The organism is Sporosarcina sp. So3-204, from assembly GCF_058068165.1.
The window spans coordinates 3,420,564-3,445,991 of record NZ_CM176485.1; the positions used below are offsets into that span (position 1 = coordinate 3,420,564).

22 protein-coding genes are annotated in these 25,428 nt (G+C 37.7%); 5 read left to right on the forward strand and 17 right to left on the reverse strand.

What is annotated here, in order from left to right; genetic code table 11:
• Nucleotides 1–57: 57 nt before the first annotated feature.
• The 6 genes from AC3RV6_RS16865 to AC3RV6_RS16890 are packed head-to-tail and all read right to left on the reverse strand — an operon-like array spanning nt 58 to nt 6,347.
• Nucleotides 58–1,146 carry an ABC transporter ATP-binding protein gene (locus AC3RV6_RS16865; protein WP_489747115.1) on the reverse strand — a complete coding sequence of 363 codons (1,089 nt, stop codon included), beginning with the start codon at nt 1,144–1,146 and terminating at the stop codon, nt 58–60.
• Nucleotides 1,143–2,843 (reverse strand): ABC transporter permease, encoded by a 1,701-nt coding sequence (locus AC3RV6_RS16870; protein WP_489747116.1) that lies wholly within the window; start codon nt 2,841–2,843, stop codon nt 1,143–1,145. The genes AC3RV6_RS16865 and AC3RV6_RS16870 overlap by 4 nt, the downstream gene beginning before the upstream one ends.
• Before the next feature lie 24 nt (nt 2,844–2,867).
• Nucleotides 2,868–3,923: an ABC transporter substrate-binding protein gene (locus AC3RV6_RS16875; RefSeq protein ID WP_489747117.1), complete on the reverse strand. Its 1,056-nt coding sequence runs from the start codon at nt 3,921–3,923 to the stop codon at nt 2,868–2,870.
• Complete coding sequence (gene surE / locus AC3RV6_RS16880) at nt 3,920–4,720, reverse strand: 5'/3'-nucleotidase SurE (RefSeq protein ID WP_489747118.1); 801 nt, start codon at nt 4,718–4,720, stop codon at nt 3,920–3,922. The genes AC3RV6_RS16875 and surE overlap by 4 nt, the downstream gene beginning before the upstream one ends.
• Nucleotides 4,717–5,514: a sugar phosphate isomerase/epimerase family protein gene (locus tag AC3RV6_RS16885; protein ID WP_489747119.1), complete on the reverse strand. Its 798-nt coding sequence runs from the start codon at nt 5,512–5,514 to the stop codon at nt 4,717–4,719. Before AC3RV6_RS16885 ends, surE begins: the two co-directional genes overlap by 4 nt.
• Entirely contained in the window at nt 5,511–6,347 is an 837-nt protein-coding gene (locus AC3RV6_RS16890; protein WP_489747120.1) for a PHP domain-containing protein, read from the reverse strand. Before AC3RV6_RS16890 ends, AC3RV6_RS16885 begins: the two co-directional genes overlap by 4 nt.
• Before the next feature lie 398 nt (nt 6,348–6,745).
• Between AC3RV6_RS16890 and AC3RV6_RS16895 the strand changes: the two genes are divergently transcribed.
• The 3 genes from AC3RV6_RS16895 to AC3RV6_RS16905 all read left to right on the forward strand — a co-directional run bounded on the left by AC3RV6_RS16895 (nt 6,746) and on the right by AC3RV6_RS16905 (nt 9,262).
• Nucleotides 6,746–7,294, forward strand: a complete 549-nt coding sequence (locus AC3RV6_RS16895; protein WP_489747121.1) for a sigma-70 family RNA polymerase sigma factor — start codon at nt 6,746–6,748, stop codon at nt 7,292–7,294.
• Nucleotides 7,269–8,339, forward strand: a complete 1,071-nt coding sequence (locus tag AC3RV6_RS16900) for a DUF4179 domain-containing protein (RefSeq protein ID WP_489747122.1) — start codon at nt 7,269–7,271, stop codon at nt 8,337–8,339. Before AC3RV6_RS16895 ends, AC3RV6_RS16900 begins: the two co-directional genes overlap by 26 nt.
• A gap of 305 nt (nt 8,340–8,644) precedes the next feature.
• Nucleotides 8,645–9,262 carry a class I SAM-dependent methyltransferase gene (locus AC3RV6_RS16905; protein ID WP_489747123.1) on the forward strand — a complete coding sequence of 206 codons (618 nt, stop codon included), beginning with the start codon at nt 8,645–8,647 and terminating at the stop codon, nt 9,260–9,262.
• Nucleotides 9,263–9,274: 12 nt separating this feature from the next.
• Here the strand turns inward: AC3RV6_RS16905 and AC3RV6_RS16910 are convergent, their stop codons facing one another.
• A complete protein-coding gene (locus AC3RV6_RS16910; RefSeq protein ID WP_489749296.1) occupies nt 9,275–11,218 on the reverse strand; it encodes a GTP-binding protein in 1,944 nt (647 codons plus the stop codon).
• 100 nt (nt 11,219–11,318) lie between these two features.
• Between AC3RV6_RS16910 and AC3RV6_RS16915 the strand changes: the two genes are divergently transcribed.
• The gene (locus AC3RV6_RS16915) at nt 11,319–11,495 is read left to right on the forward strand and encodes a hypothetical protein (protein ID WP_489747124.1); all 177 of its coding nucleotides are present in this window, start codon (nt 11,319–11,321) and stop codon (nt 11,493–11,495) included.
• Between the two features lie 57 nt (nt 11,496–11,552).
• Here AC3RV6_RS16915 and AC3RV6_RS16920 read toward each other — a convergent pair whose 3' ends face one another.
• Genes AC3RV6_RS16920 through AC3RV6_RS16930 form a run of 3 tightly spaced genes read right to left on the reverse strand, consistent with a single transcriptional unit; the run spans nt 11,553 to nt 15,386 of the window.
• Nucleotides 11,553–12,857, reverse strand: a complete 1,305-nt coding sequence (locus AC3RV6_RS16920) for a hypothetical protein (RefSeq protein ID WP_489747125.1) — start codon at nt 12,855–12,857, stop codon at nt 11,553–11,555.
• A gap of 25 nt (nt 12,858–12,882) precedes the next feature.
• Nucleotides 12,883–14,196: an amidohydrolase gene (locus tag AC3RV6_RS16925; protein ID WP_489747126.1), complete on the reverse strand. Its 1,314-nt coding sequence runs from the start codon at nt 14,194–14,196 to the stop codon at nt 12,883–12,885.
• Nucleotides 14,196–15,386: a M20 metallopeptidase family protein gene (locus AC3RV6_RS16930; protein ID WP_489747127.1), complete on the reverse strand. Its 1,191-nt coding sequence runs from the start codon at nt 15,384–15,386 to the stop codon at nt 14,196–14,198. Before AC3RV6_RS16930 ends, AC3RV6_RS16925 begins: the two co-directional genes overlap by 1 nt.
• A 196-nt stretch (nt 15,387–15,582) precedes the next feature.
• Between AC3RV6_RS16930 and AC3RV6_RS16935 the strand changes: the two genes are divergently transcribed.
• Nucleotides 15,583–17,103, forward strand: a complete 1,521-nt coding sequence (locus AC3RV6_RS16935) for an AbgT family transporter (protein WP_489747128.1) — start codon at nt 15,583–15,585, stop codon at nt 17,101–17,103.
• A gap of 94 nt (nt 17,104–17,197) precedes the next feature.
• Here the strand turns inward: AC3RV6_RS16935 and AC3RV6_RS16940 are convergent, their stop codons facing one another.
• The 7 genes from AC3RV6_RS16940 to fumC form a co-directional block, all read right to left on the reverse strand.
• Nucleotides 17,198–18,658, reverse strand: coding sequence for a sodium:solute symporter family protein (locus tag AC3RV6_RS16940; protein ID WP_489747129.1), 1,461 nt, complete (start codon nt 18,656–18,658; stop codon nt 17,198–17,200).
• 61 nt (nt 18,659–18,719) lie between these two features.
• Entirely contained in the window at nt 18,720–20,372 is a 1,653-nt protein-coding gene (locus AC3RV6_RS16945) for an amidohydrolase (protein ID WP_489747130.1), read from the reverse strand.
• A gap of 24 nt (nt 20,373–20,396) precedes the next feature.
• Nucleotides 20,397–21,338 carry an AEC family transporter gene (locus tag AC3RV6_RS16950; RefSeq protein WP_489747131.1) on the reverse strand — a complete coding sequence of 314 codons (942 nt, stop codon included), beginning with the start codon at nt 21,336–21,338 and terminating at the stop codon, nt 20,397–20,399.
• Nucleotides 21,339–21,740: 402 nt separating this feature from the next.
• Nucleotides 21,741–22,460 carry a GntR family transcriptional regulator gene (locus tag AC3RV6_RS16955; RefSeq protein ID WP_489747132.1) on the reverse strand — a complete coding sequence of 240 codons (720 nt, stop codon included), beginning with the start codon at nt 22,458–22,460 and terminating at the stop codon, nt 21,741–21,743.
• A gap of 120 nt (nt 22,461–22,580) precedes the next feature.
• On the reverse strand, nt 22,581–23,240 hold the full coding sequence (locus tag AC3RV6_RS16960; protein WP_489747133.1) for a Dph6-related ATP pyrophosphatase: 660 nt from the start codon (nt 23,238–23,240) through the stop codon (nt 22,581–22,583).
• 175 nt (nt 23,241–23,415) lie between these two features.
• Complete coding sequence (locus AC3RV6_RS16965) at nt 23,416–23,901, reverse strand: PCYCGC motif-containing (lipo)protein (RefSeq protein ID WP_489747134.1); 486 nt, start codon at nt 23,899–23,901, stop codon at nt 23,416–23,418.
• 80 nt (nt 23,902–23,981) lie between these two features.
• Nucleotides 23,982–25,370, reverse strand: a complete 1,389-nt coding sequence (gene fumC, locus AC3RV6_RS16970) for a class II fumarate hydratase (protein ID WP_489747135.1) — start codon at nt 25,368–25,370, stop codon at nt 23,982–23,984.
• Nucleotides 25,371–25,428: the final 58 nt, after the last annotated feature.

Consider the following 25,428-nt stretch of genomic DNA (forward strand, 5'->3'; position numbering starts at 1 on the left):
AAACTGCTCATGACTTAACAAACATGAGCAGTTTTCCTGTTTTTATTAATCTACTAGTTAATACGTTGCAGATAATTTCTTACTCGTTGATTGAGTGTGTTGCTCAGTTTTTGTTTCTCTAAACTGAATAACAACAATTTCATCTATATCATATCGGCGACCCATATCTTCCACAACATCAATAAGTTCTTCTCCTATATCGATGGTGTAATGCATTTCTCTTCCTTGAAATAATACATTTCGTACAACCCCACGGATACCTTCACCGGTTTTCACTAACATTAATTGTTCAGGGCGAACCGGGCATTTCCCTTCCACTTTCATTTCATCCGAAACGTAAGGAACAATCCATTTAATCACATCACCTTGAAATGGATAGAAAGCATCTTCTTCCCATCGACCAGGAAAAATATTTGCTTTACCTATAAATTTTGCAACAAATTGAGTTTTAGGCCTGCTATAAACTTCTTCTGGAGTGCCCACTTGCTCAATCGCACCATCTTTCATAACGACAATTTTATCCGCCATCGCTAACGCTTCACTTTGATCATGTGTAACGTAGACAATGGATGTATTTGTTTTCCTATGAATCATTTGGATCTCATTGCGTAGCTCGATTCGAAGTTTTGCATCCAAACTACTTAATGGTTCATCCATTAATAATAGAGAAGGTTCTGGTGCTAATGCCCTCGCAATTGCAACGCGTTGTTTTTGACCGCCTGATAAGTCCCCAGGCATCCGTTCCGCGAAATCTTCTAGACCTACTAGTTTAAGCATATCAACGACTCTTTTTTCTTTATTTTCCTGTAAATCTGCAGACACAAAACGGTGGTGCATTAATGGAAATCTGACTTGTTCTTTAACCTTCATATGCGGCCATAGTGCAAATGCTTGAAAGACCATTCCTAAATTACGTTTCTCAGGAGAGATACTCCGCACTTCATTTGCAATGCATTCATTATTCATATAAATTTGCCCTTCTGAAGGTGTTTCAAATCCTGCTATTAAACGCAATAATGTCGTCTTTCCACATCCTGATGGACCAACAATTGCTACAAATTCTCCCTCTTCAATGGTCAAATTAATTCCTTTTAATGCTTCCATAGAATTAAAACTCTTTTTTACATTGACTAATTTCATACTCATGCTTGTTTTAACCTCCATTTCCACACATATTGAAGCCCGTAAACAATACTCGCTAGAATTAGCATCATTCCTAATATTAATACAGAGAAAGCTGTTGAGTATGTCGTATATCCTGCTTGTTCAAAATTAAAGATAATGATTCCAATTGTTTCTGTTCCACTTGACCAAAGCAGTGAGGAAACCGTTAGTTCTGCTAACGTTGTCAATAAAACAAGAAATGCGCCACTTAAAATACCTGTCAAAAAAAGTGGTAATAAGATTGACTTCCATTTCACAAAAGCACCCGCACCTGAAACACTTGCCGCCTCTTCTAAATCAATTGATACTTGGGAAATAGCCGTCATACTCCCTCGCACTTGCAATATCATGAACCTCGTAATGTACGCAATTAATAAAATCCACATCGTTCCATAAATGCCTGGATTCCATCCCGGTATTGGTTGTACCCAAGCGAAGATCATGGATAATGCTAATACCATACCAGGTAGCGCATAAGGCAAACCGATTACAACCTCCGCAAACCTCATTACACGTGTACCTTTACGAATTCGATAATAAGCAACAATAGTACCAAATACCATACAAATAACTGTTGTTATAATTGATAGTTTTAAGCTTGTCCCCATTGCTTGGAAAGCTTTATCGTAATCAAATAATAAGTATTTATAATGATCTAATGTTAAATTTTCCATTTTAAACGGAAGACCATATGCCCTAACAATTGAAGTTTTCATCATAGATAAAAGAGGCACGACACTCACGCCTAAAACAAAAATCCATAATACCAACTCAACCCACTTCCGCTTCTTTCCAAGTACAACTCGGGGAGTTTCATCTAAACTTGCAGTCTCATTGATCTTTGTCTTTCTAAGTAAATACCATTGGATAGCAGTTCCTAACAAAGCGACAATTGCTAGAATAACCGATAGGGTCGCAGCCCGTGAAAATGAACTAGGTCCAAATCCAATCACTTCTTGATAAATAGCCGTGCTTAGTACAGTGATATTTGCCGGTATACCTAAAAAGGCGGGTATACCGAAATTATCTAAGTTTGTTAAGAAAGCAATCATCCCACCCCCGACGATACCCGGAAGCGCTAGTGGAAAAGTAACTTTTTTAAATGCAGTCCAACGACTACCACCCGAAGATCTAACCGCCCATTCCAACTCTTTTGGAATTCTTTTTAATATATTCGCTGTAAATAAATAGACGAGCGGATAATGTGAAATGCCAAGCACAAAAATAATACCCACATAACTATATAAATTGATGTTGATAAATGGTAGCGCACTCGTTAATTGCGTCCACGCAATCGTTACGATATAAGATGGAATGATGAAGGGTAAAATGATAAATACTTGAATGACTTTCTTATATCGCAAGTCCGTATAAGCAATTACCCAAGCCATCCCAATGCCAAGTAGAACGGAGACCACTGTTGAGCCAACGATGATGATGAGAGTATTTCGCAACATTTTCCAAGTTGATGCCTCAGCTAAAATATTGGAATAATTTATTAGTGAGACACCCGATTCACTTATGAAACTCATCCCAAACAGTCGTACAATTGGTAGAAGGAACAATATAATTATTAGGGCTCCGCTAAGCAAACCTAAAAACCTTTTAAATGTAATCTGGTTGGTAATTGTTTTAATTAATTCACTTTTTTCATTTTCCCGCACCATGACTTTTGTCATTTATATAAAGGCCACCTTTGATATTTACTCTCCGAAAAGCTCTTTAAACTTACGTTTCTCATCATCACGCGTTTTGTAAAGTTCGTGAATAGGTGCAGAAATTACTTTCATTTCTTTAAATGTTTTTAATCCTTCTGGTGCTTCTATTCCTTCGCGTATTGGTGTGTAGCCGAGATCCGCTGAAACTTGCTGACCCTTTTCAGATAAGACAAAATCAATAAACGCTCCGGCTGCCGTCTTATTTTTAGAATCTTTCATCATACCAATTGGTTCAGTTATGACGGGCACACCTTCTTCTGGATAAACGATCTCGATTGGCGAACCTTCAGCTTTTGCTCTAGTTACAATAAAATCAACTACCACGCCATATGACTTTTCTCCGCTCAAAACAGATTTAAGTGCAGCACCATTACCTTGCACGACGGTCATTTCATGGCTTTTCAACGATTCAAAGAAATCCCAGCCGAATGTATCTTGGCGTGTTAAGACGCCAACGTTATAAGCAGCGGCACCCGAATACAAAGGACTTGGCATAATAGAAAGCTTTTCATTACCTGCTTCTGTTAATACCTTCCATGATGTCGGTAATTCTTCTACCTTTTCTGTGTTTACAGCTAAAACAGTCGACATGATTTTCGTTCCCGCATACATATGATCAGCATCTATAAATTCTACTGGTATGTTCTTATGTTCTGGAGATTCATAAGTTGCCAATAACTCTTGTTCTTTTAAGCCTTCAAAAGTTACGCTATCAGCTACGAGTAATACGTCCGCTTGTATAGCTCCAGCTTGTTTTTCGGCTAAAATCTTCCCAATGACTTCTTCTGTACCAGAACGGAAAATTTTCACATCTACATCTGGGTATTCCTCATTAAATTGTTTTACTAGTTCTGTGGCATCCGTATCTGGTTGTGATGTGTAAAATTGAAGCTCGCCTTCTACTTTTTCTGTTTCCTCTGTTGTTGCATCTTTATCTTCCTCTGATTTTTCATCCGTTGTTTCCTTTTTCTCACCACTTGTACAAGCTGAAAGTAATAAAGTCAAACACAATAACAATAGTAATAATTGTTTTTTAATCATCTAATATATGCCCCTTTATCTTCATTTTCATGATTTTTAATAAATTCCACAACTTTACATTTGCCATCTATATTGATCATTTTTGTGTCCAATGAAGTAACTGTAATATATCCTTCTTCTACTAACGCAAAATCACTATTGGGAATTGTTGTTGTAAGCTCTGAATGGCAATCCTTCATCCAATAAAATAACTTTCCGTTTGGATTAAATACTTCGACATGACGATACCGATTCACACTAAAGTCCGGTGTCGCCAGTTTAATTCCTTTACACTCACTATACTCAACGATTGGAATATTAATATTTAACAATAAATCTTTGGGTAACTCATTTTTAAAAATCATATCCATTATCTTAGTAAGAAGGTTTTTAGGCGAACTGTAATTCGCTGGAAGTACATCTGTTACATTTAGCGATACCGCAATCGCCGGGAGTCCTAGTAATGAAGCCTCGACTGCACCACTAATCGTTCCAGAGTAGTGAAGATCACGTCCAACGTTAGAACCGATATTCATTCCTGATACGACAAGGTCAATCTTATCTGGTACCAGCACGTCGACTGCTAGCTTCACGCAATCTGCTGGCGTACCGTTAACTACCCAAGTTTTTACCTTTTCACCGAATAACTTGGTTTCCTTAACTTCGAGTGGTTCCCGCAATGTAATCGAGTGGCTCACAGCACTTTTCTCTTGATCTGGACAGACGACAACAACCTCACCGTAATGTTGTAAAACCTCTACTAGTGCATTTATTCCAGGAGAATAAACACCATCATCATTTGTCACTAAGATTCTCATACATGCACCCCCTGCATTCTTAAATGTCCGTTATGTACAAGATATTGAATATTTTTCTCCAAAATTTTTCCCTGTTCCAAATAATCATATCCTTCAATTACAATTGGAACTTGAAGTTTTTCGATTAATTTCATCACTGGCGGAATGTCAATACTGCCTTCTCCTAATGGAACATGAAACTTCTCGGTTGTTGAATCACTTAAATGTATTTTATTAATTTTATTTAATTCTTTTAAAACAGTTTCTGGGTCTAGCCAAAGTGGACAATGTGCTATATCAAATGTCGTCATCATAAAATCTGAACGATGGTCGACTAAATTATTTAACGCGTGTGCAGAAGTAATAAATTCTTTTTTCACGAATTCCATTAGTTCTATTGAAAGTGTGATACCCAAATCTATTGCAAAAGCCTCAAGTTCATCAAGCGATTCCTGAAGTATTTCAATATGAAATTGTTCCCAGTCTTCATTTAACGTTAAACGTCCTGGATGCATAGTGACATTACTAATATTTAGCATCTGTGCTAGTTCCAGTGAATTTTTTATTTCTTTTATTGATTGCTTTCTGATCCCGATATTCAACGAGCAAATATTTAAATCCCAACTTGCTGCATGAAGCGTTAAGTCAAGCTCATTTCTTTTTGCATTTTCATACACTTCACGACCAGACCATTTTTCATGCCAAAATTGTTCCGCCCATAACTCCACACCTTGTAGGCCGACTGATGCAAATCGCTTAAATATGTATTCACATGAATGGCCCCATAATAGTGTAGAAGATCCATAAAACCTCATAAAGAAACCCTCTCCTTTTGAAGCAGAAGTTGAAGCCATGGATGAACAAGCGTTTCATCATAACTTACAGTACCAATCATTTGTGGGTTTCTAGATGTTTCTCCGTGAAAGTCACTGCCGACACTCGTCGCAAGACCATTATCGATAGCTAGTTCCAACCACTTTTTCGTCCCTGTTTCATCATGCTTTGCGTAAAACACTTCAATTCCATCGATTCCCTCTTCAATAAGAACATCGATCGACCAACGAAACTTATATATGCCTGGATGAGCGAGAAAAGCTAATCCCCCACATTCATGAATTAAATCTATTGCTTCTTTTGACGTAAATGTAGCTCGTTGGATATAAGCGGCTTTACCTTTCTCTAATAAAGTTTCATAGGCTTCTGAATTCGTCTTAAAATAGCCCTTTGCTACAAGTTCATCTGCAATATGCGTGCGTACAATAATACCGCCGGTTGCACGCTCAAAACACTTTTCCCACTCAATTTCATAAGAAAGCTCATTTAATTTTCCAACGATTTCTTGACTCCAACCAATTCGATCATTCCTACGCCAATCACAATAATTATTTAAAGATGAATTCGATATATCAATACCGTATCCAAGTATATGTAATTCTCCATTTGGACCAGATGTATTGAACTCAATACCACTTATTAACTCAATATCGTATAATATGGCTGCATGCACAGCTTCATTGTATGCGAGGATTGTATCGTGATCGGTAATAGATACATGGGTTAGTCCCTGTTTCGATGCAAGTTCTATTAGCTCAACTGGGTTTAATTCTCCATCCGAACAAGTTGTATGCATATGTAAATCTGCTATCAAATTAATCAGCACCTACCTCTCTCGATTCGATACTATAAATATATCGAACGATTGTTGAGGTAGTATTAAAGGGTTGTAAATTGTTTGTAAACAAGATAGTTATAATGACATAAAGAAAATACGTTCTCTTCTTTTTATAACATTTAGCTATACAGCATCCCTGTTCTTCTGTAGCAATTAATTGTTTTTTCTTACAAATAAAATAGTAACTATATATCTTGCTCCACTTTCAGGATTTGGCGAGTGGTATTAATTCTTCGGGATAAGTGTGACAGTCCAACAATCGGTGACAGTATATTTATTTTCGAATTAATAATTATAAAAAGACATTTAAATAATTGAATCGTTTTGCTCCCCTATTCACTCTAATAAGCAGAACAAGAAAGGAGGATACAAGATTGGCAACGAAATCAAAACTTGTAGCACGGTCGAAGAAAGGTGACAAAGAAGCATTTCAAGCACTTGTTCACGGAGAGAAAGAAAAGCTTTATAAAATAGCCTTTATTTATATGAAAAACGAGAACGACTCGTTAGAAGTTTTTCAAGAAACGATATACAAAGCATTGAAAGCAATACCTTCCCTTGAAAATAACGACTATTTTTCAACTTGGATCACACGAATTTTAATTAACACAGCAATTGATTCCCTAAAAAAGAAGCAAAAGATTGTACCCATAAGCCCTGAAATTATGGAGCATTTTGGTGAATCATCTCATGCAAAACCTGAAGTTCAACTTGATCTCCTTAATGCGTTGGATGAAATCGAAGAGAAGTACAAAACTGTTTTATTACTTCGTTATTATCAAGATTATACAATTGGGCAAATATCGACGTTTTTAAGTTGTCCAGAAGGTACAGTGAAGACGAATATTAGACGTGGTTTAGCGTTATTAAAGACAAAATTGAAAGGGGTTTATTCGGATGACAGACAAAATTCCGGGATTTAAAGAAGAAATCGACAACATACATGTTCCTCTTGAAAAATTAGATTCCATTATTTTTGAAGCACTTCAAGAAGAGATACCTAAAAAGAAGAAGTCCATGCGGAGGAAACTTTTATATACTGCAAGTGCCGCTGCCGTTGCATTCGGCTTGTTAGTCGGCTCAGCATCTGTATCACCCGTTGTGGCCAATATCGTTTCACAAATTCCGATGATAGGATCCATTTTCAATGATTCAGGTGACCGCGGTTTAAATCAAGTAAGCAGTCTTGGTTTGACACAAATTGTCGGAACTTCCAAGACTGTAAAGGGCGATACGATAACGATTGACGAAGTCTTTTACAATGGTACGCGGTTTACGGTGAGTTACTCATTGGAATCACAAGAACCGCTCAAAGAAAATTATTTTGAAAGTGGGAGCCCGGACTTTACCATTAACGGAAAACATTTTAATCACGGTGGTGGACTATCGCAGAATGACCTGACACCGATTTATCGCACCAGCATATACGACATCGATACTGTCACTGAATTACCTGATGAATTTGAATTCGGACTCATTTTCGAAGGTCCTGACAACAGGAAATGGAAATTTAAAATTCCGGTAAAAGCCCAAACTGACGTGGAAATAGTCAATATAAATCACTCCCAACATTCTGGTGGCGTTGATCTTTCTGTAACTGATGTGAAAATTAGTCCTGCTGGTCTGCTCTTACATTTCGATGCTGTTGCAGATGAAGGTTTATTCCAAACGGGCAATATTGATTTTCATGTAGTGGATGAATCAGGTAATGAAATTCAAATTCTCTCAGGTTCTAGTACGGGTACTAGTGATAATGGTATAGAACATCAAAGTGGTAACAGATTATTTGACCCAATTTCTAATGCCGTGAAAAAATTAACCGTAACACCCTATATTACTCATGCAATTGATGGCGGCGGTGTAGAATATGGTTTAGATGGCGAGGAAATCGAAATCGAGTTTAAACCGTATGAAGGAGATCCAATTGAATTTGAAAGTTTTGAAGTTCAGATACCGCCTTCTTCGTGAAATGAAAAGAATTTAAAGGAGACAATCCATTTTTAATGGATTGTCTCCTTTTCTATGATTATATGGATAGGTGTAAAGTCCTGATTTGCCGATATATTAGAAAAAGTGTCCGATATAAACAGTCAAAGCGCTGATATATCTTGTAAACTGTCCGATATATGTAACCAACCTACGAATATCGTTTAGTTTTCAACTCAATTTCTCTATTCGTTCTTTTCTTCAGAAAACCTTTACCTCTTTTAAGCTACATCGCATTCATTTAGGCTATAATTAGAGTACTTGATTAATTAACAGAGGTGAATTCTATGAATGAAAAAGAATATGATAAAGAACTTCAAATTAAAACAACTGGCGTGCGTGAATGGCTGACAAGTTCGGTTCATCATAACCGTTACGAAGCGACGCCTTATTTTGCATTGGACGGGCTTTTTTCTGAATATGAATTACAAAAATCAGACGTTGTCGTTGACTTCGGTTGTGGCAAGGGCCGACTTCCCTTCTATATTCATAACCGTGTTAAAACAGCGGTTGTCGGTGTAGAAGTGAGCGATATTTTATATCAAGAAGCACTTCATAACTTGGTAAACTATATGCGAAAAAGAAAAATAGCTCAGTCATCAATTCGTTTTGAATGTATTTTGGCAGAGCAATATAAAATAAGACCAACAGACAATAAGTTTTATTTCTTCAACCCATTTTCTGTTGTTATATTTGGAAAAGTGCTTGATAATATTTTGCTTTCTGTTGAAAAAGATAAACGCGTTGTTGATGTCATCCTTTACTACCCAACAGCCGCATATATGCAATATATCAATACAAAGACACCCTTTAAACTGTTTCAAGAAGTGAAATTACAAGAGCTATATGAACAAAATGACAATGAACGTTTCGCTATTTTCAGGTTTGATGGTACTTCGCTATAAGTTTTCACCAACCTACTTCGGACAATGCATCGCACTTTCTGCTTCGTCCCAAGGAACTTTATAACCTTTCCCTTTTGCACAGAAGATCGATGTAGAGGAATACTCGGGATCCGCCTCTTTGTTATAACCTATTTCGTCAATGACTTGCGCTTCATTATGGCATTTATCATAACCACTAAATTTTAAGGTTAAGCTACCCTTTCCATTTGTAAAGGACACAAATGTCGTACTGTAATTCATAAATGTGGCGACGGGTACACGTCCTTTAATAATTGTTTGATTGCCAATCGTTTCAGGCGGCTCAAAACTTCCATGCGCTTGTTGAATATCAGAAAGTACGCGCCCCATTACATCTAAGTGGACTTTTACTTTCAAATCATAATAAGGTTCAAGTAATCTATTTTCAGCTTGTTCAAGCCCTTGTCTTAATGCCCGGAAAGTAGCTTCTTTAAAGTCTCCACCTGATGTATGCTCATTATGTCCTCTTCCTGTTAATAGCGTAATCTTCACATCTGTAACTATCGAACCAGTTAATAGTCCATGGTGATTTCTTTCAAATAAATGATGGCGAATTAAGTTCTGATTGCCGGTAGACAAATCATTTGCAAGACTTGCATTAGCGAATGAAATGCCACTACCTCGTTCAGCAGGCTCTATTCTTAAATGCACTTCAGCATAATGCTTTAATGGTTCGAAATGTCCGTAACCTGTCACAGCTCTTTCAATCGTTTCTTTATAGATGATTTTTGGGTTTTCAAATGTGACCGAAAATTTAAAACGATCTTTCACAATCTGTTGAAGTACCTCTAATTGGATTACACCCATTACATGCACGTGAATTTCACCAAAATATTCATCCCAAAAAACACGTAAAGAAGGATCTTCAGCATCTAAAGTCGTAAAACACCCGAGTACCTCCTTCACGTGCATGGAAGAATCGAAAACAACTTTAGATATTAATGTAGGAATTAATTCGAAGACTGACTTTTCTTCTAGCGCTCCTACACCATCCCCAATGGAAGCTTCAGTTAGTCCTGTCACAGCAAACATTTCGCCCGCATGTACTTGATTTACAATCTTAAATTTATCCCCATTGTAGGAACGAATTTGTGTGATTTTTTCCACATTTCCTCTACACTTCACTTCATCTCGAACAGATAACAATCCACTTATCGATTTAAGAAAGGTCACCCTGCTTCCACTTTCATCATGCCGGATTTTATAGACGCGTGCGGCGAATTCACTTTCTTCTATATAATCGGTTTCTGTAAGTTCATCTACTTTCTCAAAAAAAGCCATAATACCAACATCTTTAAGTGCAGATCCACTTGAACAAAGAAATATTTTGTTTTCTTTAATCATCTTCTTTAATGTAATCAACCATAATACTTTGTCATAACCTGATTCCATATACTGTTCAAAAAGAGCTTCATCTCTCTCTGCAATAAATTCAACGAGGTCTTCTTGCATGATGCCGTTATTAAAAGAGGTCGTCATGTCAAAGACGTCTTTTGTTAAATATAAGCGTATTTCTTCTAACGTATTTTCTATATTCGCTTCTTCACGATCAGTTTTATTTAAAAAGAAAAAGGTTGGAATCGCATGCTTTTGTAACAACTGCCAAACTGTTTCTGTATGCCCTTCCACACCATCGACAGCGCTAATAACGATAACCGCAAAGTCCATCACTTGCACTGCGCGTTCCATTTCAGGTGAAAAGTCTACGTGACCTGGTGTATCAATAATGGTGTAAATAGAATCGTTAAATTCAATAACTGCTTGATCCGCAAAAACGGTAATGCCACGACTCTTTTCGATGTCGTGACTATCTAGAAACGCGTCTTTATGGTCAACACGCCCTCTTTCTCTAATGCTTTTTGTATGATAAAGTAGCTGTTCTGAAAAAGTTGTTTTCCCAGCATCTACATGTGCAAGAATACCAATTGTTTTAAACATCATAAATCGTCTCCCCATTTCATGCAGTTATGTATAGTATAACACCCGTTTCCTGGTATACTGTAAGAAGAAATTCATAGTACGGGGAGGTTTATTATACATGCAATACTCAAAATCAAAAATGGAACAACTTGTAAAGAACAGTCCTGAATTATCTGTGCGTCTCCGAAAAGTAATGGAAGAGATGGAAATTGAAAAAAGCTATGCTTTAAAAGCTTTATATCACTCAGTAGTAAAAGACGGCGGTATACATCAAAGAGATTACCAAGAACTATAAGTATTGAAAAATCCACTCACCTTCATTGAAGAAGTTGAGTGGATTTTATTTTGAATTTCAGTTAAATTTATAAACTTTCCTTGGTCTTCCGCGCCCACCTAATTGTTCTTCTCCCGCAAGCGATATTATGCCTAGACGTTCAAGCTCCGTGACGATTCTCCGGCCATTACGATCTGTGCTTTTCATCCATAAAGCCACGTCATTAGAGGTAAATGCTTCTTTTCTGTATTGTATTGAATAAGCATGTAATTTCGAGGCAGTTTGCGGACTAATTGCCGCACCATCAAATAATTTATCCCAATCAGCACCAAAACTTTTTTGTTCATATGACAATTTTGAATCTGCAGACTCATGTAGACGAATCTTTTCATTTTCATCGACTAACACAATTAGGGAATCATCTGTTTGACGTGCATGTTGTAATGCTAGTCGAACACTTTGCTCCGCCTGCATAGCTGTGTTACCGTAGCCAATTCCTATCCGAATTTTTAGTCCACTTTGTTTTTCAACTTGTTGAATTAAAAGTGAAAGTGAACCTTTTTGTAATTCCCCTTCAATTTCACCATAAGTTGAATAAATAAAGTATAAGCCGTCCCCTAATGTCATTAGAGAGCCATGAAGTACTTCCGCAGTCGTTAACAGTCTTTCTTGTATTAATAAAGCTTGTCTTTTTAAACGAAAGGAATACGGCAAGTTCCGACTATTTTCTTCTGATAGAATAGCCTCTACACCAAGCAGGACAATTTGTGATTGTTTATTTCGTGCAGTATAAATACGTTCTTCCAGCAATTCGATTATCATCATAATAGACATATCAGATGGTATGATTCGAAATGCGGGGATTCCACGCTTTATCAATTCATCACGGACACCTAAAATACAAGTGAAAGCCACTTCAGACAGACCTGATTCAAATGCATCAATATGAAACTCAAGAATGCCTGATTGTGGTCGATAACCTTCATATGGAAAAGTTGTAAATTGAATGCTTTCTAATTTATAAAATGATTTATTGCGTTCAATTGCTTCATTTGGTAGTGTATCGATACTTGCGCGTTCAAAGATTTTACCCTCAACAAAAATACCTTCTAGTAAAGTACCTAAAAAACCCGAGCCCTGTAGCTTTGTATATGCAGCGTCTTCTGGTTGAATTAAACCTCGTTCATACGCATAAAAATAGGGTGATTGTCCTGAAAAAAACCATTGTTCTACTAATTCTTTATTGTTTTTCAAAATATCTTCCACTTCTTCAGTAGCTGTATAAATAAAAGGGATTAACTCAACCGTTTCGTATTGTTGACCTATTTCTAATATTCTACGCACAGAATCTTCTGGTCCAATGACACCAATTTTAACCGTCATCTATACTCAGTCCTTAACTATAGTTTCACAAATTCATGCTCATACTATGATGATAACTTAAGAGTCGGGTAAATGTCGATACGGCTACAGCTAATAATTTTTCATCGTAATCAAATTCAGGATGGTGATGGGGTGCTTTGAGAGGCGATGCAACAATAATATAAGTCGCTTTACCACCATGATCTTGGACATCATTTATAAAAGCAGTAGCATCTTCTGAAGCACCAAGTTTAGTTTCATCTATTACTTGAGTAGCATATGAACTCCCTTGTAGTGCCTTTCTCCCCCAATCAATCCATTCTTTATCGCAAACAGCACTTTCGGCATAACCTGTTTCCTCAACAACTACTTTTGTATCGAAAAGACATGCACTCGCTTGAATAATACGTTCTGCTTCTAAGCGCATATAATCATTAAGTGAAGTTGTCTCGCCACGCGTTTCAATCATCATCTTCGCTTGATCGGCAATTATATTACGTCCCGCACCTGCAACTAACTTCCCGATATTAATACGTGTTGCTCCCTCTGAATGTCTCGCAATTCCATTTAGATGAAGCGCTGCAGAAGCCGCACTTAACAAAGCATTTCTTCCCACTTCAGGGCTTTTCCCTGCATGCGCAGAAACCCCTTTAAAAGTTACGTCTAGCTTAGTTGTGGCTAGAAATTCGCTCGTTGTTAAAGCCACTGTGCCAACTGGTTCTTCTAAAAAACCGAGATGACCACTTAAAAAATAATCCGCATCTTTCGTCCAACCCTTCGAGACCATAGCCTGTGCGCCCCTGCCACCTTCTTCGGCTGGTTGGAACAAGAGCGTAATCTTACCCTTCATTTCTTCCTTCATACCATCTAGTAGATTCGCGACACCAATGCCGATTGCTGCATGCCCATCATGACCACATGCATGCATACTTCCAAATCGTGTAGACACAAAATTCTCCTGATTTGGCATATGCTTTTCGTCTTGCGTTTCTTCAATTGGAAGTGCATCAATATCAAATCTAACAACGGTATGAGGTCCTTCCCGACCGCTATCAAATACCGCGACACAACCCGTCATTCCGTCTTTCATTTGTGCCAACAAATCTTGTTCTATAGTCAAACCTGATTGATAGTAATCTTTCATTTCTCTGTCAGAAGGCATGCCTTTTCTGCCTGTTTTTGTCATGACAGCCTCTCCAACAAATAATGTACAATCCAGCTTTGATAACTTGGCCATTATAAACGCAGTTGTTTGAAATTCTAGAAAACCAGTTTCGGGTATTTGATGAAGCGCTCGACGCCATTCTATTAATTCTTTTTCAATGGAGTTTGTTTTAAAATCGATTTGTGAACGGTTCATTACTTTCCAGTACCTTTATTCGCTATCTTAGCAAGCGCTTCAACAGCAACATCAGTCATTAAATCTACACCAAGTCCAAGACAATCTTCATTCAAATAAAACTTGGCGTCGTGAAGTGGTCGTTGCACTTCAACTTCTTCTCTCCCACAACCTAACCAGTAAAATGCACCCGGTACTTCATCAAGAAAACGTGAAAAGTCTTCTCCGCCAAGTGATGCATTTACAGTCGGCGCAGCTTCTTCACCAAGTTTTTCTACAACACGACTGCGAATCAATTGTGCCCATTCCGGCGTATTTATTGTAGCTTCGTAACCGTCTGTGTATATAAGCTCAATTGACACACCGTAAGCAATTTCAAAACCTTCAATGAACTGATTTAATCTTTTTTTAACAAGCTCTTTAATCTCTTTTTTATAAGTTCTAACAGTTCCCTCTAATTTCACTTCATCAGCAATTACGTTGTAACGATAGCCGCCAGAAATTGTCCCAACTGTTATAACAGCCGCTTCAAGTGGATCTGTATTCCTACTAATAATTGATTGAATCGCTGAAATAAATTCTGCAGCAATGACAATCGCATCTTTTCCTTCTTGCGGCATACTCGCATGGCCGCCTTCACCTTTAATCGTAATTTTAAATGAATCTGAGGCACCCATCATTTCCTTGTCTCTAATTCCGATTTGGCCAACTGGCAAACTCGGCCATACATGTTGTCCTATGATTGCATCCGGACGAAACTCTTTAAATACGCCATCATCTAGCATTGGACGCGATCCCCCAATTGGAGAAGCCTCTTCAGCCGGTTGAAAAACGAGTAACACTCTCCCAGGTAAAAGCGCTTTCATTTCATTTAAACGTAAGGCAGTCCCTAAAAGCATAGCCGTGTGCGCATCATGGCCACATGCATGCATGACACCTGGATTTTTTGATGGGAAGTCAATAGCTGTTTGTTCCAAGATTGGTAGAGCATCCATATCAGCGCGTAATGCAAGTGTTCCACCAGGTTTTCCACCTTCTATAATACCAAGTACACCCGTATTTGCGAATCCTGTTTGGAAGGTAATTCCTGCTTTTTCCAATGTCTCTTGAACTACTTTGGATGTTTCAAATTCTTGCCCACTTAGTTCTGGATTAACATGAAACTGTCTTCTTAACGCAACTACTTTTTCATTAATAAATTCCCAACTCATTTTATCAACTCTTTCTTTTAAGGTAATCTTATTTGTTTATTGCCTTAATTAAAATATTAACACACTTCACAACGCCATAGAACAAATAATTTTTAAAAAACTAAAAAATACATTGCGGAAGTTACATGTATTTGTATACAATAGAAATATTAGAATTTCAGTGGGTTCTAATATATCTATTTTAGGAGGTACAAAGATGTCAGAGAACGAAACAGAAGGCGCTCGTCAAAAAGGATTTTTAGCAGCAGTAGAAAGAGCAGGTAATAAACTACCTGACCCATTTATGCTCTTCGTATATTTAGCAGTAACTGTTATTCTCACTTCATGGATTGTAAGCCTTTTCAAAGTGACTGTTACACACCCTAAAACAGAGGAAGTACTCGTAATTAAAAGCCTACTTTCTGGTGAAGGTGTGCAATACATACTCACTTCTATGCTAACGAATTTTACAGGTTTCGCACCTTTAGGATTAGTACTATCGATGATGATTGGTATTGGATTGGCTGAACGTGTTGGCCTACTTGAAGCAACAATTAAACGCACGATTATGAAAGCACCAAAACGATTGGTTTCCTTCACAATTGTATTCGTAGGAATTATGGGTAATATTGCATCAGATGCGGCATTCGTAATTATCCCCCCACTTGCTGCAATGGTTTACTACACAATTGGTAGACACCCACTCGCAGGTTTAGCTGCTGGATTCTCGGGAGTCGGAGCAGGTTTTACCGCAAACCTAATTATTAACGGAACAGATGGATTACTATCCGGGATTTCAACAGAAGCGATTAAAACTTTTGATCCTAATATGGTTGTTACACCTGTAGATAACTATTATTTCATGGCTGTATCTGTATTTGTTTTAGCAATTGCAGGTGCTATTTTAACCGATAAATTTGTTGAACCTAGACTCGGAAAATTTACGCGTAAAATAGACAAGCAAATTCAAGCGTCTTCTGCAGATGAAAGTCGCGGACTACGTAATGCCGGTATTGCAGGATTTTTATACTTAGCACTACTTGCAACTGGGTTGTTCTGGCCTAATTCAATACTTCTAAATGAAGACGGCGGCATAATTCCTTCTACATTCTTAGACGGTATCATCCCTATCATTTTATTCTTCTTTATCGTTGTAGGTATAACATACGGTCGCACAGTTGGTAAAATCAAAACTTCACATGACATTCCAAGATTCATGGCTGAAGCAATGAAAGATATGTCTGGTTATATCGTTTTAATATTTGCAGCTTCTCAGTTTATTAGTTATTTCAACTGGTCAAACTTAGGTGTTTGGGTTGCAGTTAGCGGCGCTAACTTCTTACAAAACATTGGACTAACAGGTATTTCAGTGATCATTGGATATATTTTCTTTACAGCATTACTTAACTTAATTATTTTCAGTGGATCTGCAAAGTGGGCACTTGAAGCACCTATCTTCATTCCACTATTCGCATTCCTTGGTTATCATCCAGCATTCGTTCAAGTCGCTTATCGTATCGCGGACTCTTCAACAAACATCATCACACCGATGAACCCATACCTCGTCATTATTCTTTCATTCATGAGAGAATACGAACCAAAAGCCGGACTTGGTACATTAATGGCTTTAATGCTTCCTTACTCAATGACATTCCTGCTAATTTGGATCGTCCAGTTATTTGTTTTCATTGGTTTCGGAATTCCATTCGGACCAGGCGTAGGTGTTTATTTACCTTAATAAAATTGTTAAAGCCGTAAAAGCGAATTCGCTTTTACGGCTTTTTTTTGCATAAAAGTAAGGCGAGATTTCTCACGCCTTACTTTTTCATACTTTATACTTTTTCTAACTCGGACGGATCACCTTGCCCTATATCTCTACTTGCAGAGGGAAGATCTTCCCAATAAACCGCTTTAATAATTTCATTTGGTGAGTGCTTCGTCATTAAGCTCGCAATTACTATAGTAACTAACGAGACTAAGAGTCCAGGTACAACTTGATCTAATCCCGTATTCAGGAACGGCCATATAACCGTCACAACACCGGCTGAAATCATACTGATGACAATACCTCTTGCAGTCGTCCTTCTCCAGAACATGACCGCTAAAAACGGAAACACTATTGTTGTAGCAGAAAGCCTTAATGCCCATTGATAAACACTAATGATATCCGTCATGAAAAATGAAATGATTAATGCAAGAACAGATATCAGCACGACACTAAAGCGCGCTACGAACATCATCTGCTTGCCAGATGCATTCGGATTTAACATACGAAAATATAAATCTTGTGCAATATTGGAACTACCTTGAAGAATGAAGGAATCTGCACCTGTCATTAATGCGGCAAGCAAACCAACGATAACGATACCGCCTATTGCAGGATGTAATAAATCAACTGTAACATAAGAAAAAATTAAATCTGGATGAATATCAGCTGGTACAAATTGACGAGCCGTTACCCCTATCGCAAATGGCAATATACTGATGATAGATGTTATGATATAACCTACTGTTCCCGCTTGAATGGCAATTTTCTCTGTTCTCGAAGCGAAAATCCTTTGCCAAGTTGATTGCCAAATTAAATAGAACGGCGCAACAGTTAACGCAAACATTAATACTTCTCCAATACCTTCCGGGCCAGCTGGCGATAGTAATTCTTTCGGCGTATGGGCAATTACATTTGAAATACCACCGCCAAATTTTAAAGCAGCAAAAGCTAATATAAACAAACCAATAACAAGTATAAAACTTTGTAAAGCATCAGTTACAATTGCAGCTACTAAGCCCCCAAGAATTGTAAAGCCAAGAATTAACGCAAACGATAAAAGAATTCCTATTTTAACGTCAATATGGAAAACCATACTAAACACAGTACTCATACCAACAATTTGTAGAGACGTTGCGGGAACCGAGTAAATAAATGCAGATAACACAGACGGTATAATTCCTGTTTTCGAACCAAATCGTTCACTAAATAAATCCGCCATTGTATAAAGCCTTTGCCTTCTGAGCGGTTTACTGAAGAAATAGATGAGTAGCATACTCGTAAGATAAGCAGGCAATGCAAACTTAAAGTAACCTGACATTCCGACAGTGAATCCCATTCCAACATAGCCAATGAAAACCGCAGCTCCAATATTCGTACTAATTGTTGTCCCTACTATACTCCAGAAACTCATATTCCAACCCGCAATTAAATAGGAATCCGCATCTTTTACCTTCGTAAAATAATAAATACCGATCGCAAACATCACTATAAAATATCCAAGTGAATACGTTAAATACCAAGCCATTTTCATTCCCCCATTTTAATCGTTCTAATTCTTCAGTCTTTTGAATTTACAAGGATTGCTTTTACAACCCTTGATAAACTATTTCGCCGTCTACAATCGTCATCTGCACTTGAATATCTTTAATCTGCATCGGATCAATTGTCATTGGGTTTTCTGCCAGCACTACAAAATCAGCAGCTTTATTAACTTCAATACTCCCTACTTCATCAGCTTCAAAATTCAATTTTGCACCGTAAATCGTCATTGATTTCAGTGCAGTTTCCACGTCTATCTTTTGCGATTCACCTAATACCTCACCATCTCGGGTGACGCGATTAACTGCAGCCCAAACTGAAAACAAAGGGGAAATAGGTGTAATCGGACAGTCCGAGTGAAGTGTATATAACATATCAAGGTCTGCAGCCTCTTTAAGCGGATTCATTCGTTCAGCACGATCCGGTCCCAAGAAAATATCGCGATGACGGTCACCCCAGTAGTAAACATGATTAATAAAGAAAGAGGCCGCAATATCAAGTGACTTCATTTTTTCTAAATCTTCCTTTGAAGCTGTTTGCACATGTTCAATACGATGACGATGATCACGTTTTTCGCCGTTTTGAATGGCATATTCATATGCTTCAATAACAGAACCTATCGCACGATCACCATTTCCATGTGTCGCTACACGGAATCCTCGTTCATGGAAATCTAGAACATATTCATTCAGTTGCTCCTGGGAAAATATTAGATCTCCATAAAGCTTATCGTCACAATAATAAGGTTCACGCAGTGCACCCGTTAGTCCTTGGATAGAGCCATCTTGAAATAATTTCGCGCTATCTAATTTTGCCTTTCCATTTGTTTTTTCTTGTATTTCTTTGTCGAGTTCGGCGGCTGTGTATTTACTAAAAACACCATCGTTTGCCAATAAATAACTTAATACCATGAAACGCATTTTCATAGGATTTGTTTTTTCTTGTATTGAACGTATGTGAGCATCGAACTCTCTTTCAAGGAGAAACAAACCTACCCCAGCATCGGTATTCGTCGTGATACCTTGCGCCATATAATCAATAGCACCTTCACCAATAAGCTCAACTAACTCATCAGTACTCGGTATAGGAACATGTTCGAAAACCATATCCATCGCCGCAGGTTCATAAAGTACTCCAGTAAGTTCACCGAGTTCATCTTTTCCAAAATGACCCCCATCAGGTTTCTCTGTTTCTTTATCTAATCCAGCTAACTTTAATGCCGTCGTATTGGCAACAGCAAGATGGCCCGAAATATGTCGGATAAATATTGGATAGTCAGTACTTACTGAATCTAAATCCTCTTTAGTTGGGTGACGTTTTTCAGCGAGCAAGGTATCATCATAACCATATCCAAGAATCCATTCTCCTACTTCTTTATCAGAAGTGGCCGCCGCAATACTTTTTTTCAAGTCTGTAATACTTTTATGTAATGGTGATGTACAATTTACCTGTCTTTTATTCTGTGAGTACATGAGTAGATGATTATGTGTGTCGATAAATCCTGGCAAGATCGTTGCACCATTTAAATCGATTTCTTTTACTTCTTCCGAACGTGTTATTTGTTCTTCTGGCGGCTTTACATCAGACCATATTCCAGTAATACGACCCTTATAGCTTGTCAATGATCCTCCATTTGTCCCTTCATCATCCAGCGTTAAAACGCTTCCATTATAAATAATTAAGTCTGCTTTTATCATCATTTTCATCCTTCCACTCTTTTAAATTTAGTAGGTTATGAATAAGTTCATTAAGTAAATAAGTAATGGGATCGTGAGTAATGCGAAAATTGTTGATAACACGGTTGACAAAGCGCCGATATCTTCGTCTGCTGAATACTTCGCAAACAGAATAGATGCGAGTGTTAACGTCGGCATCATCGATTGAATGAGTATCGTTTGAATGACAAGAGGTTCAAAATTAACTAAACCAATTACTAAAGCAACTGACAAAGGTAGTAAAATCAGCTTCACTGTTACAGGGAGCCATACTTTCGGCCCTGCAATTCGAACCCTTGCACGTTGTAGCGTCATAATCAAAATACCTATGTAGAACATAGCAAGCGGTGCTGCTAAAGCCGCCAATTGATTACTTAACTGAATGAATAATGTCGGAGGTCTAAAGTTAAAATAAGCAGCCGTCAATCCAAAAACGATTGCAATAGTCGGTATATTCACCATTGCTTTAAGCGTTTGAAAAGAGAACTTACTATTTTTCTGAAGCATAAGTACGCCTACTGTCCAAATTGTAAAATCTACACCCGCATCAAATATTGCTGCAAACAAAGCACCTTCAGGACCAAGCAAAACTGCACAGAGTGGAATTCCGATAAATCCCGTATTTCCCAATCCAGACAGTAATGCGATTTCACGTTTTTTATTTGACTTTTTATAAAAGAAATTCGCCAAAACCCAACCAAGACCTATCCCGACGACGTTCGTTGCTATTGAAACACCGAATACAATTGCAACCAATTTAAATGTATCGCTGTTAATCTCAACATTAAAAATACTTGATAGAATAATTGATGGCATCGCTACGTTAACGATAAGACTAATTAACATTTGGCGCGTATCATCATTGAAAGTAAATGTCTTGGCTAGGAGTGCCCCGATGAAAATCATAAATGCAATTAGTAATATTGACTGAAATACAATCGAGACATCCATTCATATCCTCCTTATTATTATTCTGTAGACAATGGTTTCTTTTCAAATAACATATGTATGTCCTATATTGTCAATTACTGTCGGATAACACTTACACTTCCACACCAACTCATCATGTTGTCCGTACCAGTTTGGAATTATTAGTATAATAGCACGATTAAATTTATTTGTATACCTGTTTTCGAATTAATCTAACAATACCGACAATATATTTAATTAGGTAGCATCTTTTACTTTAAGAATAGTATTATTTCAAACCTTGAACACATAAAAAAAAGACTTCAATTTAAACGCGTTAAATAAAGTCGCATTCGATAAAGTCTTATCAGTACTTACTCATATATGTAGTTTTAATTTGATTAATACCATCATAATAATTAATAATTAATAATTAATAATTAATTACTTTTCCCTGGATAACTTAATATGAAAAGAATACATATCCGCCCTATAATTTGCGGTATAGTACTCAATCAATGATCCTTCGGTATCGGTCAAAAAACGTTCTGTTTGCAGCGTACTGTCAGATTGATTTATCCCTAAAAGATCTGCGTCTTCATTACTCAAACGGTTGCTCGTAATAATCTGCTCTGCTTCCGATAATTGAAGCTGCAACTCATTTTCTAGTAAATCATAAATTGTCCCTGTTGCAATATCAAGCTTCGCAAGTTTTTGACCAATTTCTACTGGATAGTAATGCGTTTCAATAGCAAGAGGAGTTTCATTCGCATAGCGAATACGCTTAATTAAATACATTTCTATTTCCTCTGTTAGTTCTTGAACAGGATAAGGCGTTACTACAATTCCATGTTCCAGCAACTTTGCACCTGGCGTCATGCCCATTTTACGCACCGTTTCAGAAGTACTGCTTAAAGTGCCCAACCAATCATGTATCGGTTTAATCGAGATAAATGTACCTTTGCCATGCCTTTTTTCTAAAATTCCTTCTTGCACGAGTTGTGATACGGCTTCGCGTACAGTGGATCGGCTAATTTCATGTTGTTCAGTTAATTCTCTCTCACTCGGAATCTTATCCTGATAACGGCCTTCATTAATTGAACGCATAATAATTTCTTTAAGTTGTACATGTAGTGGCAATGGATTACGGGGATCTAATTTCATCTTACATTCTCCCTTCTCGGTAGATTAAAACACTATTCTATTTTCACTGCCTTGTAACTTACTTATATTAATTTAAAGATTCTGTTTCATTGTATGGGACAATTAACTACTACGCAATTCTTATTCTTTTAATCCAACGCTTAAAAACACATACCCGTCCCTCTCTACTTCTTCTTCAAAAGTGATCGGTAGCCTTTCATTAAAAATCGGACCATCGACTACGACAGTATGAAATTCACCAAATTCACCGCATGAATCAATACCTAATGCATCTAGTTCGTCCATAAGTTCAATTGTAAACTTACGTCCAATAAAATTCGCCGGCATCATCTTCGTATTAATCACAACAACGTAAGCTTCAAAACCAAGGCTAATAAATTCTTCTAATATTTTTCGCCGTGGTTCCATCCATAATGGATGCACTGCTTCCATTCCAACTTTCGCACATGTTTGTTGAACCCATTTCTGATGATCTTCAAGGTCTATATCACCGAAAACACCATGGAGAATGCCCGCCTGCTTACATTCCTTCATCGCATCCAAAAATTGGACTTCATAACCTTGCCAACCTGCTCGACGGATCATGAGTGGGACGTTTAAACTTTTTGCCTGCGCTTGAACAAATTCAAATGAAAGAGCATGTGATTTAGAATGCCCGACCTCTTCCTCGAACATGGTCAGAATTCTTTTCGGTACAGCACCAGATTTAATCGCCTTGTAATAAGCCATTGCAGAATCTTTTCCACCACTCCATGACGCAACAAATGGATAGTTTGTCATACTATCATCTCCATTCTCTAATTCGTATCTATTAACTCAATTATATCATTTATTAGCCCGCCGATTGGTTGGATTCGATAGATTTAACCCTGTGCAGGAATAATGCGTTTGTATTCCAACTGTTTATTAGGTAGAAAAAAAAGCAGACACCGAGTCGGGTCTGCTTTTTATTTTATTAAGAAGGCATTGGCGTATCTGTTGGCTCCGCAAATCCCTCTTTATATCTTTCATCGATATTATCGCGAATTTCTTTTAGCGTTTTACCGTCTTGTGTCATCATTACCGATTCTACTGCCGTATCTAGACAAACTTGGCAACGCGTGCTGTGATCATCCCATACGACAGAACCATCTTCACGAATTTCATCGATAAAGCAGTTCATATTACTTCCGTGTCCAGCGCTTTCACCACATCCGCAGTAACAAGGCATCCACTCAATAATATCAGTTGCGGATCCTGCTACTTCATAAACGAGTCGCATGTCTTCAGGTTTATCGTCGAGAAATGATGGTAAAATATCTGCAGAAGCAGTGACTTCTTGTAAATCACCGTTATGCAAATGTTCTTGCTCTCCTACTTTTAAACCTTGCTCTGTTTTATTACCACAAGCTGATAACACAAACAAAGCAATAAACATTATATAAAAAACACGTTTTTTCAATGAATTTCACACCTTCCCATATCTGCTATTACTTATTTTAACAGAATGGGCTATTATTATGTTTCACAAACCTGTGACTTTTACTTCGTATTTCCAATCATTTTCGAAGGATCGACATATTCGTCAAATTGTTCTTCAGTTAACAAACCAGTTTTAAGCGCTGCTTCTTTTAAAGTAGACCCAGCCGCATGAGCCGCCTTCGCAATTTTAGCTGCATTTTCATAACCGATATGTGGATTAAGTGCAGTAACAAGCATAAGTGAATTTTTCACATGATTGTCAATCACTTCACGATTCGGCTCAATTCCTACTGCACAGTTATCATTAAAGCTAATTAACGCATCCGCAAGAAGATTAACGGATTGTAAGAAGTTATAGATAATTACTGGTTTATAGACGTTCAACTCAAAGTTTCCTTGGCTTGCAGAAAAACCAATTGTTGCGTCATTCCCCATTATTTGTGCAACAACCATTGTGATTGCTTCACTTTGTGTTGGGTTTACTTTCCCCGGCATAATTGAACTACCTGGTTCATTTTCAGGAATTGTAATTTCCCCAATGCCCGAACGTGGACCACTTGCCAACCAGCGAACGTCATTCGCAATTTTCATAACGTCTGCTGCAAGTGCTTTAATCGCACCGTGAACATATACAACTTCGTCATAACTCGTAAGCGAGTGGAATTTATTTTCTGCAGATGTGAATTCAATGCCGACTGCTTTACTAATTTCCGCAGCAACACGATCCCCGAAACCTACTGGTGCGTTTAGACCTGTTCCAACAGCCGTTCCACCAATCGCAAGTTCTTTCATTGAATCAACACTGTCTTTAATCATTTTCTCAGTTTTTTCTAGCATACGGTGCCAGCCGCTAATTTCTTGTCCTAGCGTTAGAGGTGTTGCATCTTGTAAATGCGTACGACCAATTTTAATAATATCCATGAATTCATTTGATTTATCGCCAAGTGTCGCTTTTAGTTTTTCAATTGCTGGAATCAGTTTTTCTTCAACCGCAATCACACCTGCAACGTGAAGTGCAGTTGGGAATGTGTCGTTTGAACTTTGTGATTTATTAATGTCATCATTCGGGTGTAGACGATCTTTTTCGCCCCATGCTTCAAGTAATTCATTGCCGCGATGTGCTAGGACTTCGTTCATATTCATATTCGATTGTGTTCCGCTTCCAGTTTGCCATACAACAAGTGGGAAATGGTCATCTAATTTACCTGCAATTACTTCATCTGCTGCTGCAGAAATTGCTTTCATTTTTGCTTCTGAAATATTACCGTGTACATGGCTTGCAATTGCTGCTGACTTTTTCAAATGTGCAAATGCATGAATAACACCAATCGGCATTTTTTCTCCACCAATTTTGAAGTTTTGCTTACTTCTTTGCGTCTGTGCACCCCATAACTTATCTGCAGGTACTTTAATTTCACCGAACGTGTCATGCTCAATACGAAATTCCATTTGTCATCCGCCTCTCGTTTCTTATGTAGGTATATATTTCATCTCTCTTATTATACAA

Coding starts and splice junctions, on each gene's coding strand:
- AC3RV6_RS16865 (WP_489747115.1), bottom strand. CDS start 1,146: ATGAGTATGAAATTAGTCAATGTAAAAAAGAGTTTTAATTCTATGGAA.
- AC3RV6_RS16870 (WP_489747116.1), bottom strand. CDS start 2,843: ATGACAAAAGTCATGGTGCGGGAAAATGAAAAAAGTGAATTAATTAAA.
- AC3RV6_RS16875 (WP_489747117.1), bottom strand. CDS start 3,923: ATGATTAAAAAACAATTATTACTATTGTTATTGTGTTTGACTTTATTA.
- surE (WP_489747118.1), bottom strand. CDS start 4,720: ATGAGAATCTTAGTGACAAATGATGATGGTGTTTATTCTCCTGGAATA.
- AC3RV6_RS16885 (WP_489747119.1), bottom strand. CDS start 5,514: ATGAGGTTTTATGGATCTTCTACACTATTATGGGGCCATTCATGTGAA.
- AC3RV6_RS16900 (WP_489747122.1), top strand. CDS start 7,269: ATGACAGACAAAATTCCGGGATTTAAAGAAGAAATCGACAACATACAT.
- AC3RV6_RS16905 (WP_489747123.1), top strand. CDS start 8,645: ATGAATGAAAAAGAATATGATAAAGAACTTCAAATTAAAACAACTGGC.
- AC3RV6_RS16910 (WP_489749296.1), bottom strand. CDS start 11,218: ATGTTTAAAACAATTGGTATTCTTGCACATGTAGATGCTGGGAAAACA.
- AC3RV6_RS16915 (WP_489747124.1), top strand. CDS start 11,319: ATGCAATACTCAAAATCAAAAATGGAACAACTTGTAAAGAACAGTCCT.
- AC3RV6_RS16920 (WP_489747125.1), bottom strand. CDS start 12,857: ATGACGGTTAAAATTGGTGTCATTGGACCAGAAGATTCTGTGCGTAGA.
- AC3RV6_RS16925 (WP_489747126.1), bottom strand. CDS start 14,196: ATGAACCGTTCACAAATCGATTTTAAAACAAACTCCATTGAAAAAGAA.
- AC3RV6_RS16930 (WP_489747127.1), bottom strand. CDS start 15,386: ATGAGTTGGGAATTTATTAATGAAAAAGTAGTTGCGTTAAGAAGACAG.
- AC3RV6_RS16935 (WP_489747128.1), top strand. CDS start 15,583: ATGTCAGAGAACGAAACAGAAGGCGCTCGTCAAAAAGGATTTTTAGCA.
- AC3RV6_RS16940 (WP_489747129.1), bottom strand. CDS start 18,658: ATGGCTTGGTATTTAACGTATTCACTTGGATATTTTATAGTGATGTTT.
- AC3RV6_RS16945 (WP_489747130.1), bottom strand. CDS start 20,372: ATGATGATAAAAGCAGACTTAATTATTTATAATGGAAGCGTTTTAACG.
- AC3RV6_RS16950 (WP_489747131.1), bottom strand. CDS start 21,338: ATGGATGTCTCGATTGTATTTCAGTCAATATTACTAATTGCATTTATG.
- AC3RV6_RS16955 (WP_489747132.1), bottom strand. CDS start 22,460: ATGAAATTAGATCCCCGTAATCCATTGCCACTACATGTACAACTTAAA.
- AC3RV6_RS16960 (WP_489747133.1), bottom strand. CDS start 23,240: ATGACAAACTATCCATTTGTTGCGTCATGGAGTGGTGGAAAAGATTCT.
- fumC (WP_489747135.1), bottom strand. CDS start 25,370: ATGGAATTTCGTATTGAGCATGACACGTTCGGTGAAATTAAAGTACCT.